The sequence below is a fragment of the uncultured Actinomyces sp. genome (assembly GCA_900541895.1).
In the GTDB taxonomy this organism is placed as follows: Bacteria; Actinomycetota; Actinomycetes; order Actinomycetales; family Actinomycetaceae; genus Pauljensenia.
Window position 1 is genome coordinate 1 of sequence record UWSI01000034.1, and the last position, 17,629, is coordinate 17,629.

At 56.4% G+C, this 17,629-nt stretch carries 10 protein-coding genes; 9 read left to right on the forward strand and 1 reads right to left on the reverse strand.

Features of this window, described 5'->3' with window-relative positions; all coding sequences use genetic code 11:
* Nucleotides 1-462 precede the first annotated feature (462 nt).
* From QZR18_RS07330 to QZR18_RS07345, 4 genes are all read left to right on the forward strand, one after another.
* Nucleotides 463-2,061 carry an ABC transporter substrate-binding protein gene (locus QZR18_RS07330; RefSeq protein WP_178705753.1) on the forward strand — a complete coding sequence of 533 codons (1,599 nt, stop codon included), beginning with the start codon at nt 463-465 and terminating at the stop codon, nt 2,059-2,061.
* 335 nt (nt 2,062-2,396) lie between these two features.
* The gene (locus QZR18_RS07335) at nt 2,397-3,320 is read left to right on the forward strand and encodes an ABC transporter permease (RefSeq protein WP_048712377.1); all 924 of its coding nucleotides are present in this window, start codon (nt 2,397-2,399) and stop codon (nt 3,318-3,320) included.
* The gene (locus QZR18_RS07340; protein ID WP_178705750.1) at nt 3,313-4,281 is read left to right on the forward strand and encodes an ABC transporter permease; all 969 of its coding nucleotides are present in this window, start codon (nt 3,313-3,315) and stop codon (nt 4,279-4,281) included. Before QZR18_RS07335 ends, QZR18_RS07340 begins: the two co-directional genes overlap by 8 nt.
* 35 nt (nt 4,282-4,316) lie before the next feature.
* Entirely contained in the window at nt 4,317-6,122 is a 1,806-nt protein-coding gene (locus QZR18_RS07345; protein ID WP_295910826.1) for an ABC transporter ATP-binding protein, read from the forward strand.
* Between the two features lie 199 nt (nt 6,123-6,321).
* Here QZR18_RS07345 and QZR18_RS07350 read toward each other — a convergent pair whose 3' ends face one another.
* On the reverse strand, nt 6,322-7,422 hold the full coding sequence (locus QZR18_RS07350; protein WP_295910818.1) for a LacI family DNA-binding transcriptional regulator: 1,101 nt from the start codon (nt 7,420-7,422) through the stop codon (nt 6,322-6,324).
* A gap of 141 nt (nt 7,423-7,563) precedes the next feature.
* On the opposite strand from QZR18_RS07350, the gene QZR18_RS07355 reads away from it, so the two are divergent.
* From QZR18_RS07355 to QZR18_RS07375, 5 genes are all read left to right on the forward strand, one after another.
* Entirely contained in the window at nt 7,564-9,489 is a 1,926-nt protein-coding gene (locus tag QZR18_RS07355; RefSeq protein ID WP_295910820.1) for a glycoside hydrolase family 2 protein, read from the forward strand.
* Entirely contained in the window at nt 9,482-10,552 is a 1,071-nt protein-coding gene (locus QZR18_RS07360) for a carbohydrate ABC transporter permease (RefSeq protein ID WP_178705741.1), read from the forward strand. The genes QZR18_RS07355 and QZR18_RS07360 overlap by 8 nt, the downstream gene beginning before the upstream one ends.
* A 1-nt stretch (nt 10,553) precedes the next feature.
* The gene (locus QZR18_RS07365) at nt 10,554-11,381 is read left to right on the forward strand and encodes a carbohydrate ABC transporter permease (protein ID WP_178705737.1); all 828 of its coding nucleotides are present in this window, start codon (nt 10,554-10,556) and stop codon (nt 11,379-11,381) included.
* Nucleotides 11,382-11,495: 114 nt separating this feature from the next.
* Nucleotides 11,496-12,884 carry an extracellular solute-binding protein gene (locus QZR18_RS07370; RefSeq protein ID WP_295910823.1) on the forward strand — a complete coding sequence of 463 codons (1,389 nt, stop codon included), beginning with the start codon at nt 11,496-11,498 and terminating at the stop codon, nt 12,882-12,884.
* 517 nt (nt 12,885-13,401) lie between these two features.
* Nucleotides 13,402-17,382 (forward strand): endo-beta-N-acetylglucosaminidase, encoded by a 3,981-nt coding sequence (locus QZR18_RS07375; RefSeq protein ID WP_178705732.1) that lies wholly within the window; start codon nt 13,402-13,404, stop codon nt 17,380-17,382.
* The last annotated feature ends 247 nt before the right edge of the window (nt 17,383-17,629 follow it).

The following is a 17,629-nucleotide window of genomic DNA, read 5'->3' on the forward strand; positions in this document are numbered from 1 at the left end:
AATATTTGGGGGGGCTGGGCCGTTGTTGCCACAGCCGCCCGACCCGCAACGTCTAACCGGATATTTGGATCGCTGAAGCTAGCCAAATATCCGGCGTCAGTCCTCGAGGCGGCGAGTCCTGCACTATTTAGATTAGTCTGTTTCGCTTCGTATCGGCAGTGCTTAGTTCGTACCTTTAGCTTAAATTTCGCGTCTTTTGAGGGGCTGTTGACAAGGCAATAAGCCTGATCGGACCGGGTATGAATGGTTGACGAGGAAGCAAAATCTACCACGGTGTGATTTGTGGCATAGGTTGACAAATTTGAGATCTTGTTAACAGATATCTCTTTACCAAATCTTTGTAATCGTAACCGAAATGTAATGTTTACATCATGGACATGTGAAGGTTTCGGGAAAAAAGTGGGCTATGCTTCCGAGACATCAGCACATATGACTGAACAGAATTCCTACAGGAGGAATCTCATGAATCTTAAGAGGTCGTGGCTGGCAGTGCCCGCCGTTCTCGGTCTGGCACTGACCGCATGCTCTTCTGGCAGCACTGGTTCCAATGGTGGCTCTTCGGACGGCATTGTTACCGTTAATGGTTCTGAGCCTCAGAACCCGCTGATCCCGGCTAACACCAATGAGACCGGTGGTGGCCGTATCGTCTCCAGCGTCTTCTCGTCCCCCGCTTACTACGCGGCCGACGGTTCAACTCAGCTGGACGCTGCGGAGTCCATCACCCCCAACGCCGACAACACCGAGTGGACCATCAAGCTGCGTCGAGATGGCAAGTTCTCCGACGGCACTCCGGTTCTGGCAAAGAACTTCGTCGAGGCATGGAAGATGGCCACGAAGGAGAACCTGGGTTCCGCAAGCTTCTTCGCTGATGTTATTGGCACCGATGATGACGGCGCTGGCGACATGGAAGGTGGCCTGCAGATCATTGACGACTACACCTTCGTCGTCAAGCTGAAGGGCCCTGAGTCGGACTACATGAAGCGCTTGGGCTACACCGCTTACTCTCCGCTTCCCGACTCGACTCTGGCAGACCCCAAGAAGGGTGGCGAGCACCCCGTGGGTAACGGCCCCTACATGCCCAAGGGTGAGGATGCTTGGCAGCACTCCAAGCAGATTGATCTGGCCGTGAACCCCAACTACTCCGGTCCTCGTACCGCGAAGAATAACGGCCTTCGCATTGTCTTCTACCAGTCTCTCGATGCTGCTTACGCTGACCTGAGCGCCGATAACCTCGATGTCCTCGATGGCGTGCCGTCCTCGGTCTTCTCCAGCTACCAGCAGGAACTGTCCGGACGTACTGCTAACCAGCCCGCAGCCGTCATCCAGTACATCACTATTCCTGAGCGCTTGGAGCACTTCTCCGGTGAAGAAGGCAAGCTGCGTCGCAAGGCCATCTCAATGTCTATCGATCGTGACTCGATTGTCAAGACGGTCTTCTCTGGCACCCGTACCCCCGCCAAGGACTTCACTTCCCCCGCAATTGAGGGTTATAAGGAAGGCCTGAAGGGTTCTGAGGTTCTGACCTACAACCCCGAGAAGGCTAAGGAACTGTGGGCGCAGGCCAACGCGATCTCTCCGTGGAGCGGCAAGTTCCTCATCTCCTACAACTCTGATGGTGGCCACCAGCAGTGGGTTGACGCAACCTGCAACTCCATCAAGAACACCTTGGGTATCGAGGCGGAAGGCGATGCCTACGCAGACTTCAAGTCGCTGCTTGGCGATATGAAGGCCGGCACCACCAAGGGCGCTTTCCGTCAGGGTTGGCAGGGTGACTACCCCTCGCTCTACAACTTCCTCTTCCCGACCTACTCGTCGAGCGCTTCCTCCAACTACTCCGGTTGGAAGAGCAGTCAGTTTGACAAGTACCTGAGCGACTCGCTGTCCGCTTCGCCTACCGAGGCACTTGACCTTCAGTACAAGGCCGAAGAACTGCTCTTCGAGGACATGCCGGTCATCCCGACCTGGTACGCCAACACCAACGGTGCATGGTCCACCAAGGTGAGCAACGTTCAGTTCACCTGGAACTCGAACGTGCAGTACTTCGCGATTACCAAGAACTGAAAATAGTTCTTCCCCGCTAAATACTTGAGCGGATGAGGTGTGGGGTGGAAGTCTGTGGACTTCCACCCCACACGCATTGAATTTACCTCTTTTGAAATATTCTCAAAGGGTCATTTCGCAGCGCCTTCTCTGCGTAATTAAAGACACACGATTGACCATTTACCACTTCTTTGCATTACTATGAGCGATAGTGCGCGTGCGTTTGTGTGTATCTCTTGCGGTATCTCACTGATCCGTTTGTAGCTACAGGCGTATGTGAAAACCCCGTTCATGATGATGAACCCCGATACGTTTACGGAAATTCTTCGTAAACACATGTAATAAAGGACCTGTCCATGCTGCGATACATCGGACGACGTCTCCTGCAGACCATCCCGGTCTTCTTTGGAGCAACGTTCCTGATCTTTGCGATGGTCCACCTGATGCCAGGTGATCCCGTCGCGGCCCTCGGAGGCGATAAGGGCTTAACCGAGGCTGCGGCAGCTCGAATCCGCGAAGAGTACAACCTTGATAAGCCTTTCTGGCTGCAGTACCTGCTCTACCTCAAGGGCATCTTCACCCTTGACTTTGGGAAGACCTTCTCCCAGCAACCGGTAACGACGGTGCTGGCAACCGCATTCCCGATCACCATCCGACTTGCCATCTACGCCCTGTTGATCGAGGCAATCCTCGGTATCCTCTTCGGTGTTATTGCAGGTGTGCGTCGCGGAGGTATCTTCGACTCAACGGTCCTAGTCCTCTCTCTGGTTGTTATTTCTGTGCCGACCTTCGTTATCGGCTTCCTCATGCAGTTCTTCCTTGGCATCAAATGGGGATTGCTTCCTGCTACGGCAAGTACGGTTTCCTTTAAATCCTTGACGATGCCTGCGATTGTGCTAGGCGCGACCTCCCTTGCATACGTCATCCGACTCACGCGCCAATCGGTATCCGAAAACGTCTCTGCCGATTACGTGCGTACCGCACGCGCTAAGGGCCTGAAAGAGGGCACCGTAATGACGCGCCACATTCTGCGTAACTCACTGATCCCCGTCGCGACCTTCCTCGGTGGCGACTTGGGTGGCCTCATGGGTGGCGCGATCATTACCGAAGGTATCTTCAACATCAACGGCGTTGGCGGTACCTTGTGGCAGGCGATCGTTCACGGTGAGGCAGCTACCGTTGTTTCCTTCACGACAGTTTTGGTCATGGTTTACATCTCAGCAAACCTCCTTGTTGACCTGCTGTACGCCGTTCTTGATCCGAGGATTCGCTATGAGTGATTTCATTCCTTCGCAAGCTATTTCGCGTACTCGTGCCGGACAGGATCACTACGTCTCGGATATCGATGAGACCGGTTTGGGTGCAGTTGACGCCGTCGCCGATGAATCCGCACCCGCCTCAATGTGGGGGGAAACGTGGAAGAATCTGCGCAAGCGTCCCCTGTTCTGGATTGCTGCGGTCATTATCTTCGTTGCCCTCATGGTTGCTGTCTTCCCGCAGCTCTTCACGAGCACCAATCCTCGCTTCTGCGAGCTCTCGCACTCTTTGGGCAAGCCCGAGGCCGGACACCCCTTCGGCTACACCTTCCAAGGCTGCGATATTTACGCCCGCGTCATCTACGGCGCACGCGCCTCGGTTTCCGTCGGTGTCCTGACGACGATCTGCGTCGTCTTGATCGGTGCAACTCTTGGCTCCATCGCCGGCTTCCTCGGCGGCTGGATCGACGCCGTGATCTCACGTGTCACCGACATCTTCTTTGCAGTTCCCCTGCTGCTCGCAGCCATTGTCTTCATGCAGATGTTCAAGCAGTACCGCAACATCTGGATGGTTATCTTGGTCTTGTCGTTGTTCGGCTGGACTCAGATCGCACGTATTACACGCGGCTCGGTCATGAGCGCCAAGAACGAAGAATTTGTGACGGCCGCAAAGGCAACCGGTGCATCGCGTTGGCGCATCCTGCTCTCTCACATCATCCCGAACTCCATGGCACCGATTATCGTCTACGCGACGGTTGCTCTGGGCTCCTTCATCGTCGCCGAGGCCTCGCTGTCCTTCATGGGCATCGGTCTTCCCACGACGGATGTGTCTTGGGGTGCTGACATCTCGCAGGCGAGGTTTAACCTGAGGGAGGCACCGATGGTTCTCTTCTACCCCGCTATGGCACTGGCCTTGACCGTGCTCAGCTTCATCACGATGGGTGACGCCGTTCGCGAAGCCCTTGACCCGAAGGCGAAGAAGTGAACGAAGAACAATTCGAAGAGACTGTCACCGAGGTCATCCTCGAAGGTGCTGAGAAGGCCGAAATCCACCCGGACGACGCCAATCCTTTGCTCAAGATCACCGACCTGGAGGTCACCTTCACGACCTCGACCGGTGTCGTTCCCGCCGTTCGCGGAGCTAACCTGACCATTTACCCCGGTCAGACCGTTGCAATCGTGGGCGAGTCCGGTTCGGGTAAGTCGACCACCGCCGCTGCCGTCATTGGCCTGCTTCCGGGCACCGGTAAGGTGACCGGCGGCTCCATTGAATTCGACGGTAAGGAGCTCACCACGATGAGCTCCAAGGAATGGATCGAACTGCGTGGATCCGGAATTGGCTTGGTTCCCCAGGATCCGATGAGTAACCTGAACCCCGTTCTTCGCATCGGTACGCAGGTGAAGGAAGCTCTGCTGGCGAACAATATTGTTCCCCGCTCTGAGGCAGGGGAGCGAGTAACCGAGCTCCTCGAGCAGGCAGGCCTTCCCGACGGAGAGCGCCGCGCAAAGCAGTACCCGCACGAGTTCTCGGGCGGTATGCGTCAGCGCGTGTTGATCGCTATCGGTCTTGCTTCTCGTCCCAAGCTGCTCATTGCTGATGAGCCCACCTCGGCACTGGACGTGACCGTTCAGCGTCGCATTCTCGATCACCTCGAGACGCTGACTAAGGAAATGGGCACCGCAGTGCTCTTCATTACTCACGACTTGGGTCTGGCCGCTGAGCGCGCCGAACAGCTGGTCGTTATGCACCGTGGTCGCATCGTGGAGTCTGGTCCGGCACTCGAGATCCTCCAGCACCCGCAGCACCCTTACACGAAGCGTCTGGTATCTGCGGCCCCCTCACTGGCCTCAGCACGTATCGAGTCCGCTCACGCGCGCGGCATCACGCACACGGAAGAAGAACTTACTGGCTCTGCCAAGAATGCCTCTTCCGAGGAAATGATTCGCGTTGAGCACCTCACCAAGGAATTCCACATCCGCGGTGCGAAGGGCGAGGCCTCGAAGCTTCTCGCGGTCGACGATGTCTCCTTCACGCTGCGCCGTGGAAAGACCCTTGCGGTCGTGGGTGAATCCGGTTCCGGTAAGTCAACTGCCGCGAACATGATCCTCCACCTGCTGGAGCCGACCTCGGGCAAGATCTTTTTCGATGGCGAGGACACTTCGGAGTACAGCGAGGCACAGCTCTTCGCCCTGCGTCGCCGCTTGCAGGCCGTGTTCCAGAACCCCTACGGTTCGCTTGACCCGATGTATTCGATTTACCGAATCATCGAAGAGCCGTTGCGCATTCACAGCTACGGCACGAAGGCCTACGCTCAGCAGGAAGTGGAGCGCGCTAAGGCCGCGGGTCGCGAACCCGAGCCGTGGGCAGTTGCCGCTCTTGAAGGACACTCCGAGTCCGATAAGAAACTGCGCGAAGAGCGCGTCGCCGAGCTGCTTGACTTGGTTGCCCTGCCGCGTAGCGCCATGCGTCGTTACCCGAATGAGCTCTCCGGTGGTCAGCGTCAGCGCGTCGCGGTTGCGCGTGCTCTTGCGCTCAACCCCGAGGTGATCGTCCTTGACGAGGCCGTTTCCGCACTGGACGTGCTGGTTCAGAACCAGATTCTGCACCTGCTTAACGACCTGCAAGCTGAGCTTGGACTGTCCTACCTGTTCATTACTCACGACCTGGCCGTTGTCCGCCAGATCGCAGACGATGTTGTGGTTATGGAAAAGGGACGTCTGGTCGAGGCAAATACGACCGATGCACTCTTTGATCACCCAGTTCAGGATTACACTCGCGAGCTGATCGAGGCCGTCCCCGGACGCAAGATTCAGCTCAACCTCTGAGAGTTTTCTCCAGCTTTTCGTGTGGGCAGGCCTTCGGGTCTGCCCACACGTGTATCTGGGCGTAGTGTATGTGTGCGCGTCGGCTGCTCACCCTCCGCCCTATTCCTGCTTTAGCTCGCTCATTCCTGTCCTATTGCTGTTCTGAGGCCGTAGGTGTGCGAGCTAAAACAGGAACGAAGGAGCTTAAGCGCTTAAGAGCTTATGCCCGAAGGGTCGACCGGCGGATTGTTAGTGTGTGTGAGACCGTTACGTCTGCCACTGATTGTGGGAGATCGACTGACGAGGCCTTGCTTTCCTCATTGCACTGCTCTTCACTTGATGTGGGGGCCTGTTTGCCACCTGCGCCCCCGCGTCCCTCAATAAGCGCAATCAGCCCGGCCACGGCCTCGTGCGCGATTGCGTGAGTATCCGGGGAAATAGTTGTGAGTGCCGGGGTTGAGAAGCGCGAGAGGACGGTGTCGTCCCATGAAGAAACCAACACGTCTTGGGGGACGCGCACCTGTGCGCGAGAAAGTGCGCGTAGAGCACCTGCCCCCAAAAGGTCATTCATCGTGAAAATGGCATCGGGAAGCGTATTCGATTCCAGCCACTGACCGAGAGCCGATTCAGCCCCCTCGGCGGTCCAAGGGGAGACTTCGACGCTGCGCCACGCCCATGAATCTAAGCCGAGCTCAGACAGAGCCTTCTCAATTCCACGCTGACGAAGAGCACCGGCGCTGGAGGTCGCGCGAGTATGTGTCGAGCCGAGGATGAGGAAACTGCGCGCGCCCTGCTGGTAGAGGTGGTGCACCATTTCCGAGGCCGCAGAGACGTTATCCATTGAAAAGTGCGGAATACCCGCATCCTGGATCCTCTCGCCGAGCAGTACCAGCGGTGCGTCCAACTCGAGCTGGTTGAGGCCTTCGCGGTCCAATTCGATGGGGGAGAGGATGAGTCCATCAATGAGGTTGGTGCGGAAGTCGCGTAGGACTGAAACTTCATGTTCGCGAGTGCCGGCGGTCTCGACAACCATGATCGAGTATCCGCTGCGCCGCGCCTCTTCTTGGATCAGGTGCGCAAGTTCCCCGAAGTAGGGCCACGCAAGGTTGGGGATAGCGAGCGCCAAGGTGTGTGTCTGGCCTTGGCGAAGGCGCTGCGCTGCAATGTTTGGCCGATAACCCAGTTGACGGATTGCATCCTCAACTGCCTTCCGCGTAGCAGGGGAGATGTGCGGAAAATTATTTACTACGTTTGAAACCGTACGCTGTGAGACGCCGGCAAGTTGCGCAACATCGCGCATGTTTGGCCGTGAAGATTTCATGTGCGTCTCCATAAAGTGTTGTTAACACTGATCTCATCAGGGATTACTGCTTTAGTCTACTGAAAATTCTGGTTGGATGCTGAGGAATTGTCATTAATTTGCTACGTTGCAATTTTGTGGCAAATCATGCATGATGATCCCATGAAGGTCAACGTAGATACTTTCGATGCATGGAGTGACGCGAATTATCCGCGCCCGGATCTCTGTCGTGAATCCTGGCTGAATCTCAATGGCCAGTGGTCCTTCGCCACGGATTCACGTGATGAGGGACTTACTCTGGGCTGGTACCTCCCCGGAGTCACCTTCTCCAAGACGATTACTGTCCCCTTCCCTCCCGGAAGCCCTAACAGCGGCTGGAGTGGGGAACGATCCGATGTCGTCTGGTACCGGCGCACCATTACCCCTGAAGACCTTCAATGGGCAGGTGCTGATGACAGTTCCTCGCGCCAGCACCTGCGTATTCATTTCGAAGCGGTCGATTTTACCTGTGATGTATGGATTAACGGCCGTCACCATATGCACCACGAAGGTGGGTATACGCCCTTCAGCATCACCGTTGACTCATCCGATTATTTGGATGAAAGCCTTGAACTTGTCGTCCGTGCACAGGACCGCATTGACGCAGTGGACCAGCCGCGCGGCAAACAAGACTGGCAAGAAAACCCCCACGGTATTTGGTATCACTCGGTCGTTGGAATCTGGCGCGATGTCTGGATGGAAGTTGTCCCCGAAGGCTACATTGAGTCGCTGACTTGGTCTTGGGATATTGAGAATGCTCAAGTCACCTGTGATATCGCACTATCGGGTCTGCGTGAAGCCAGCGGTGAGATCGACCCAATTGAGGCCAGTTTGACCCTTGAACTTGCAGGCGAACCCCTGGCTGCAAGTATGGTCCGGATGCGCTCGCGTTCCCTTCGCCTCGTCGCTCAAATCCCCGGACTGGCAAACCGACAGGAATGGGGGCGCTTACTGTGGTCGCCCGCCCACCCCAACCTCATGAATGCGCGGATCTGCGTTGGTGACGACGAGGTTGTTTCCTACGTTGGTATCCGCGATGTCAGCCTTTCGCACCGCTATGTGGAAATCAACCACCAGCCCACCTACCTGCGCGGTGTTCTGGACCAGGGTTACTGGCCCTCGTCCTACTTCACTGCCCCCAGTCCGCAAGCCTTGAAGGCAGATCTGGAACTGGCCCGCGATATGGGCTTCAACTTCGTCCGTATCCACGAGCGAAGCGCGGATCGACGCACACTGACGTTGGCTGATCGTATAGGAATGATGGTGTGGGGAGAATCCGCATCCGCATATGCCTTCAGCGATCGAGCAGTCAGTGTGACGACGCAGGAATGGCAGGATCTGGTTTTACGGGATCGCAACCATCCCAGTCTGATTGTGTGGGTGCCCTTCAATGAAAGCTGGGGAGTGGACCTGATTGTCACCTCACCGCGCCAGCAGGCTTTCGTCCGCTCGGTCGTTGCTTTAACCGAAGCACTTGATGGAACTCGCCCCGTAATTGCTAACGATGGCTGGGAGCAGCTAGAGACTCCGATCGTGACGACTCACGACTATGGCGTCTATGGTGAGCAACTCCGCGTCAACTACGCCGATCGTGAATCGATTGCAGAGCTGGTTAACGGAGTCGGCCCGCAAGGACGCAAGATCCTACTTGGCGAAGCCTGGAGCGATGATCGCCCCGTTATGGTCACGGAGTTCGGTGGGATTTCGCTGCCTCTGGATGCAGAGGATGCATGGGGCTATGCAGTTGTCCCCACTGTTGAGGCCTATGAGGAGCGCGTGAGCGGACTTTTCGATGCTCTTGAATCCTCGCCCATTCTGGCTGGCTTCTGCTACACGCAACTGACGGATACTCGTCAGGAAACCAACGGCCTCGCCGACGAAAATCGCAATCCCAAGCTTCCATTGGAGGTTATCCGAGGATTTGTCACCAGTTCTGCTCGCCAGAGCGGGCAAATCCGGCCTCGAACGATTGTCGAGGCCAGTGCGCTCGTTGGTACTGATGAGCGAAGTGCCGTTTCACGGGCCTTTGAAGGTGATCGCGATGCCTAAAGCCCGAGTCCTCCGTCGGTGGGCAACGAACTTCGCTTTCACCCTCCCCTTCCTGATCTTCTACGGGGTCTTCATCCTCTTTCCCGTAGTCCAAGCGATTCTGATGTCCTTCTTTGACTGGGATCTGCTGGGTAGCACCCGGGAATGGATCGGGCTTGAAAACTACACCCACATGTTGGGGGGAACGGGCTTGGTCTGGGACGTCACGTCGATGTGGCTTGTCCGACTGCTGTGCGTGGCCTGCGGAGTATATGTGGCCATCAAGGCAGTGCGTGAAGGCGACCTCAACTCAGGACGCATTCTGCTGATCGTCACTCTGATCGGTGCGGCGATTCTCTTGGGAATCCATCCAGGAGATGGCGGTTCCTGGTCTGATCCGCGTTTTTGGAACGCGATGATGAACACCGCGGTCTTTACCCTGGTGTCGACCCCCATCATCGTTGGGCTAGGCCTGATCTACGCGCTTCTCCTTCAGCGCGGTGGGAAAGCCTCTGCGTTCTATCGCGCGGCATTCTTCGTCCCCTATGTTCTTCCGGTTTCGGTGGCCACGCTGATCTGGGGCTATATGCTCAACCCCTCGAGAGGCATTGTCGCGCGCTTCACCGAATACATGGGGTGGGGAACCATTGCGTGGCTGTCGGATCCCAAATGGGCAATGTCTGCAATCGTTGTGACGACCGTGTGGTGGACCGTTGGATTCAACCTCATCCTTTTCGGTGCGGGATTGCAAGACATTGATCCGACGCTGTATGAGGCCGCAAGCTTGGACGGCGCGAACTCTTTCCAAAAGTTCGTCAGCATCACCCTTCCGGGTCTGCGCCACGCAACGGTGCTGGTCCTCGTCACCCAGATCATTGCCTCGTTCCAGATCTTTGGTCAGGTCAACATCATGACGGCCGGAGGCCCGGGAGGTACGACCGATGTTCTGGTGCGCTACATCTATCAGACCGGTTTTAGAGACACTCAACTTGGCTATGCCTCGGCAATGTCCCTGGTGCTCTTCGTCCTGATGGTCTTCATCTCTTTGATCCAATTCCTGATCTCACGGCAAAGGAGCCGCTGACATGCGCGAGAAACTCAAGTCGTGCGGCTACCACGTCGTCATGATGGCACTTGCTCTGCTGTGGCTTATTCCTCTGCTGTGGACGCTGGTGATCTCTCTGAGTTCGAATTCGTCATTGAAGACGAACTCGCAGATCCTCATGCCCACAGAGCCGACCTTGTCAAACTATGCCGATGTTTTCCGCACTGGCTTGGCTGGTCGTTGGTTCCTCAACTCGATGATCGTCTCGATCACTGCCACGGTTATCACGGTGATCATCTGCGCTGCTGCCGGTTATGCATTTGCGAAGCTTCCCTTCCCCGGCCGAACCATTGTTTACGGGCTGACCTTGGCCGGAATGATGGTTCCCAAAGAAGCGATGTTTGTCCCCCTGTTCATGATGTTTTCCGAGGCCGGGCTGGCGAATTCCTATATTGCGTTGATTTTCCCCCGGGTTGCCTTCCCCTTGGGTGTGTTCATCATGACGCAATTCTTCTCGCAGGTGCCAAGTGAAATGGAGGAAGCTGCGCAGGTTGATGGGGCTTCACCCGTGAGGATTTTCTTCTCCATCATGGTGCCCCTTGCGCGACCGGCTCTGATTGCGCTTGCGACCTTCTCCTTCGTTCAAACCTGGAATGACTACCTGTGGCCGCTGGTCTCGGCGACAAAGCCCGAAATGTTCACGGTGACGACCGGTTTGGCCTCCCTGCAGGGAACATTCGCACAATCGACGGAATTGGGTTCGCTTATGGCCCGAGGAATTGTCGGTGCGGCGCCCCTGCTCATCGTCTTCCTACTGCTTCAGAAGTACCTGATCCGAGGAATCTCACTATCCAGTGGCGATAAGTAGGCATCGCCACCTGTGCCACACGCCTGATCGTCACTGTCGGGAAAGGGAAACTCGGCCTCGGCAATGAGGATCTTACTTACACGAAAACTCACCATTCACCACACAACGAAAGGCATGACAATGCGACAAGGACGCGCACTGACACGTCACGCGGGAATCGGTGCATGCGCACTGGCGACGACCGCGCTCTTTGTACTCACCGGATGTGGAGTGAACTCCGCCTCCTCCTCAAAAACTGTTGATGGAGCGGCAATTGCTTCCGTCAGCGATGACGACCTCAAGGGAACCACCATCACTATGGCTCGCTTCTTTGGCGACTGCCAGGAAAAGACTGATGGCGTCACTGACCTGTCCAAAGCCAACAGTGAATGCACGGCCATCTCGATCCTCACCAACAAGTTCAATGCAGAGAACAAGTGGGGAATCAAGGTTGAGCGTATGGGCGGTGCTTCGTGGCATAGCTACTATGACTCGCTCAACGCCGCTCTGGCCTCGTCGGATCGCCCCGACGTGGCAATCATGCACGGCTCCAACCTGCCCGACTATGCTGCCAAGGGCCTGCTCATGGAGGTGCCCGATGGAGTGGGCATCGACCTGTCCGGCTCGACGAAGCCCGCTTTGGACGCCGTGACCTACAAGGACAAGAAGTGGGGCGTTCCCTTCGATACCCACGCCATTATCAGCCACCTGAATATGGATATCCTCTCCCAGGCCGGATTGGTTGGTGAAGACGGTACCTACAAGCTTCCGACTTCGCCCGATGAGCTCCTTGCGCACGCAAAGGCCGTGAAGGAAAAGACCGGAAAGAACTACATTGATATCGCCCTGTCGAAGGACCCGATGGGCGAGCGCTTGTGGATGACTCTGGTCCAGCAGCAGGGCTCGGACATTATTTCCGCAGACGGCACCAAGGCGAATATGAACTCGGCTGAGGCAAAGACTTCACTGGAGTTCATCAACACCCTGGTTAAGGAAGGCTACACGACCGTCAACCACGACTACGACGCCTCGGTTCAGGGCTTCCTGCGCGGCGAGTCGGCCGTCATGTACAACGGCGTGTGGTCGGTCAACCAGTTCACCGCTGAAGCTCCCTTCAAGTACGAGACCAGCGATGCGCTCATGCTCTTCAAGGACAAGGCAACCTGGGCGAACTCTCACGTGTGGACGGTTCCCGTTTCGGCCAAGCCCGATGCGAAGAAGTACCGTGCAGCTTTCGAATTCACCAAGTTCCTTAATGAGCACACCGGCGACTGGGCAATTGCCACAGGTCACATGCCTTCAACTCAGAAGGCTTTGGACTCTAGCGAGTACCTGAATGCTCCGCACCGCTCGCAATACCTGAAGACCGCGACGACCTACGCTCGCATGGCTCCGCGCGTTGAGGCATGGCCGAAGATTGCCGACCAGATCCAGGAGCAGATTGAGGCCACCTGGCTGAACGGAGCTGCAGTTGGTACAACTCTGGACAAGCTGCAGGAGACTGCTAGCTCTTCGCTGAAGTAGGAGTGTGGATCAGAGGTTTCCCTACGGGGTACTTCGTTGAGGGGTATCTTGCTGATCTCTCAACGGCGACAGCCGCTTGTTAGCGCGACGCTATGATTCGATTCCAGTGGGGTCAGGGGCTGACACGTAAATAAACGCCAGTGATGTGTCGGATAGAGTGCTCGCTGAGATATCGCGGAAGTTCGCGCTAGTTGCGAGAAAGCGGCTAAATAATCGGGACGGGAACGTATTCCATGTGAATACGTTCCCGTCCCTTCGTCTTGCATGTGTTCAAGCAGGTTGCTCCTTCATGTGGTTTATCAAATCGTTATCATCGGCGGTTAGAAGTGGTTTTGGTGTCGATTGAGCTTTGGTACCATAGCTTCTAACCGACGAACTTAACCGGTTTTTCATTTCGGCAATCGATCGCAGCGGATCGGGCGCCGCCTGTGACTCTTGGAATCTCACATGGGCCACATTGGTACTTCGCGTACCCACAACTACACACAAATCGACAGGGCGAAGGAGCTCCTGGCAGATGTCGACACATAAGAATAAGAGGCGCCTTGTTGCCATTGGCGCACTGACCGCCGCTAGCGCGTTGATAATCCCCGCTGCATACGCTGCAGACTCCTACCCACCTCAGGGAGATTCTGCGGTCGCAAGTGCACAGCCCGTGGTCTCGGGCTACCGCGTTCAAGACCTGCGTGACTGGACTCCCGAATCTGATCCGTTTGCAAGTCAGCTTCGCGCAACCGTCCCACTCCAGCCTCGAATTGATCGGAATCCTGACACCCAGGTGAAGCCGGAACTGGATGGGAAATCCGAAATCATGCTCATGCAGGGCGACTACGGCAATTCCTTCTTCGGTTCAACAACCTTTAACAACACTTTTACTGACCATACTTTGAACTTCTGGCAATACACCGACTATTGGTCGCCGTGGCACGGCGGTGCGTCCTTGGGTGTCCCGCAGGCGATCTACAATCCAGCAACCTCGGATTGGCGTAACCGAGGATTTGAATTTGGTGTTCTGACCCTTCCCAGTCCCGAATACACCAATGCTGCACACCGCAATGGCGTGAAGTCGATTGCGATCTTGTACTTCGACCCCTCATTCCGCCCGGGCCTGACCTTCACTGAGATGTTCGATAAAGATCCGAACTCCCATGGCTACCTCATCGCCAAGAAACTCGTTGATATGGCCAAGTACTACGGTTTCGACGGTTACTTCCTCAACCAGGAAGAATGGGGCGATGACTCTGAATTCAAACCCTTCATGTCCTATCTGACCAGTCAGGGTTTGTGGACTCAGTGGTACGACACCAACTCTTCCTTTAACGAATCCAAGGCCGCGTGGCTGCGCGACGACGAACACGGGCGTATTCACTCCTCAGTTTTCGTCAACTATGGAAACAACGGCAAGCAAATGAACAGCTGGGCGCTTGCGCATGGATACGACCCCTACAAGGAAGTATTCGCAGGAATTGAAGCCAACCAGACCGGTTTTCGCTCCAGTGGCGGGGTCGACCGAGGCTACACCTCGGAAGACAATCACTCTCCACTGACCTCGATTGCTCTCTTCACTCCCTCGGATCACTACCAACGCGGCCTGGATGACAATATTCAGGAAATCACCGGCCGCAGCGATTCGGCTCTTCCTTTCATGCAGCAACAGCCCTATCAGTGGATGATTGCCCAGCGTGAGCGCATGTACTTCTCTGGAATGAAGCAGGACGTCACCCAGACCGGCTCCGCCAACGGACAGCCCAATCCTGCCGTAGGTGTGAAGGGCAACGGATGGGTTGGAGTTGCAGACTTTGCCCCGGCTCGAAGCGTCATTCAGGGAAGCAATTTCTGGACGAATTTCTCGACCGGTAAAGGAATGCGTTCCTACACGAACGGTGCTGTGAGCAATACGTCGGAGTGGTCGGATATGGGAGCCCAATCCATCTTGCCTTCGTGGCAGTGGTGGATTACTGGCCAGGGCACTCCGACGCTGAAGGCTGACTTCGACTATGGAGAAGAACCCCGAGTTGATCTTCAGGGTAAAGAAGTGGCTCTTCCATATTCGCCAGTTGGCGCCTATCAGGGAGGAAACTCCCTTGTCCTCTACGGTCAAGCCCAGCAAGCGCAGACCATTCGCCTCTACAAGACGAATCTGAGCGTGAAGGACAACTCGACCGCTGAAGTTGTGTGGCGTGCAAAGGACGCGTCAACGAAGGCCCGCTTGGCACTGGTCTTTGCCGACAAGCCAGGGGAAGTTGTCACGCTCTCCTTGGGTGCAGCTTCGACAGATGGATGGAAGGATTCGCTTGTTGATCTTTCTGACTTCCAGGGGCGAACAATTGCAACGATGGGCCTGCAGGTCGAAGGAAGCGGCGATGTTCAGGTAAATGTCGGCAAACTTGCTGTGAGTGATGAGTCCGCAACCCCCGCCATCCCCGCTGGATTTACGATCAACGAGCTGACCACCGATGGTGAGATGAACGTTTCTTGGCAAAAGGCAGACTTTGCCTCCGTTGATTCTTACATCCTCGATGCTGTCGATGCCTCAGGCAATGTACGTCATCTTGCTCAGGCCTATGGGGATTCGCGCTACGTCAAGAAGGTCGATCTTGAAGGCAGCTATATGCTTCGACTTCGAGCAGTGGGTAAGGACGGATCGATTTCGCAGCCTGCCGAACTTATTGTCAACCGCTCTGCACTTCCCAGCGAATTGACTTATGCAACCGCGAAGGATGCAAACGGTAACTTTACTCAAGCAGCGACTTCGGGGCAGGTCGAACTGTCGTGGAAGGCGCCTACTTCTGGGACACCCAGCGGATACAAGGTTCGCCTCGAAACCTTGTACGCAGGAAATGACAACCCCTACCACGGATACGCCGAATACACGGTCGGTCCAGAAGATACTTCAGTATCTCTGCCCGCTCCTAAAGAAGGCCTGATGTTCCGAGCAACGGTTCAACCTTTAGGTGTCGATACGGGTGCGATTCCCGCTCTGGCACTGCGCGGACGCTACAACGATTCATATTCGCGACCGATGGGACGACAGGACTTTGTTGGACTAGACGGTGCGAAGTACAAGCTGGTTAACCCAACGACAAAGGATTGGCAGAAGATCAATGCGACGGGTGACCAAAGCTGGACTGCTACCCGTGGTAAGAACAACCGTTCCGACTGGGGTAACCGAGATGAGAACGGTCAGCTGAAGCGCACGCGTCCTCTGGGGACCCACGGTGCAACCTACTCGATTACCGACTACGCGGGTAACACCTCGGGACAAGTCGTTGTGAAGGCAAAAGACGGGGCGATGGGAATCGTCGACCGTGCGGCACCGGAACTGTGGGCCAGCCCGTGGAACGATCAAGAGATCACCTGGGGTGCGTCAATGAAGAATATCGTTGCAACTGCGCGTGATAACTTCTCGACAGTGACTTTGTCGGCCAAACTGGTGGATCCGGATGGTCCCGAAGGCAATTCTGTGGCAATTCCGACCACGGGCGAGGGGCCAAAGGCCATGAATGACCCGATGCTTCTCCCCGATACCAATGAGCCGAGCGATGAACCCAGTACTGAGCCCACCGCTGAGCCCACGCACGGTGCTCATGATGGCTGGGATGACGATGATGAGCCAATCTTCGATGGGGGAGCTCGCTCTGCGAACACGCGGAACAGCCACTCAACGGAGCGTGCAGCTCATGATGAAGGAGTGACCGCGTCGGGTCTTTCTCTTGATGTGGCCAGCGGAACCATTTCGGGAACTCCGACATGGAGTGGTACTCGAGAACTGGTCCTCACTGCAACGGATGAATCAGGCAACGCTTCGACAATGAGCCTGATGCTGACGGTGAATGGGGGAGTGGTTACGCCGACTCCTACTCCCACGACCGAGCCCTCTGCCGAGCCGACAGTAGCACCGACGGTTGAACCAACAGCTGCGCCGTCAACGCAGCCCAGTGCCCAGCCCTCGACTGAACCCAGCGCTCAGCCGACGACGGAGCCTTCGGCCCAGCCGCAGCCCTCCGAAGAACCCAGCTCGGCACCTTCTGCGTCAGTGAGCCCCTCGGCCTCGCCAAGCGCCGAGGCCACTGCTGAGCCCAGCGCTCAGCCCACTGTCCAGCCAAGCCAGCCCAGCGAGCAACCCACGACGCAACCTCAGCCTTCCGCCTCGGCCTCATCCGATAGCGACCAAGGCAACGGCCAGGGTGGCACCCAGGGTAACCAGGCAGGAAATGGCGGAAACACGGGCATTGGTATTGGAAATGTGCCGAATGATCCCCAGGGCAATGCCCCCGGAACAAACGGCCAGCAACCCGGCAAGGATCAGGCGAGCCAAGCCGGGAATGATCAGGGGAAGTCAGGCATGACGAACCCGAAGCACAGCGCGAGCAAGAAGGCGGGCTCGTCTCTCGCTGGCACCGGTGTCACTGTCGCGGTAATTGGTGCAATTGCACTGATCCTGGTGATGACCGGTGGGACTCTCACCGCTTTGCGTCGCAAGCGCGAGGAAAGGTGAGCGGCTCTTCTAAGTATTGAGAAGAGCTTTGTGCCCGGGAAGGAAACCGCATCCGCTGCATACGCGGTTTCCAACCCGGGCACTCGCATATCTGAGTGAGTGTTGCGGCTATCGGTGCTCGCGTCTGTGCTGCCGTTGCGTCCCCGTTGCAGCCCTGTTTACGCCCCCGTTTGTTCTGCCGTTGCGTCCCCTCCACACGAAGTCGTGAAATGACACAGCTTATGGCCTGTGTCTTTTGCCAACTTCG

Bases quoted from the DNA above. Each gene is read 5' to 3' on its own strand.
- QZR18_RS07365 (WP_178705737.1), top strand. From the start codon at position 10,554: ATGCGCGAGAAACTCAAGTCGTGCGGCTACCACGTCGTCATGATGGCA.
- QZR18_RS07330 (WP_178705753.1), top strand. From the start codon at position 463: ATGAATCTTAAGAGGTCGTGGCTGGCAGTGCCCGCCGTTCTCGGTCTG.
- QZR18_RS07350 (WP_295910818.1), bottom strand. From the start codon at position 7,422: ATGAAATCTTCACGGCCAAACATGCGCGATGTTGCGCAACTTGCCGGC.
- QZR18_RS07340 (WP_178705750.1), top strand. From the start codon at position 3,313: ATGAGTGATTTCATTCCTTCGCAAGCTATTTCGCGTACTCGTGCCGGA.
- QZR18_RS07370 (WP_295910823.1), top strand. From the start codon at position 11,496: ATGACAATGCGACAAGGACGCGCACTGACACGTCACGCGGGAATCGGT.
- QZR18_RS07360 (WP_178705741.1), top strand. From the start codon at position 9,482: ATGCCTAAAGCCCGAGTCCTCCGTCGGTGGGCAACGAACTTCGCTTTC.
- QZR18_RS07375 (WP_178705732.1), top strand. From the start codon at position 13,402: ATGTCGACACATAAGAATAAGAGGCGCCTTGTTGCCATTGGCGCACTG.
- QZR18_RS07335 (WP_048712377.1), top strand. From the start codon at position 2,397: ATGCTGCGATACATCGGACGACGTCTCCTGCAGACCATCCCGGTCTTC.
- QZR18_RS07355 (WP_295910820.1), top strand. From the start codon at position 7,564: ATGAAGGTCAACGTAGATACTTTCGATGCATGGAGTGACGCGAATTAT.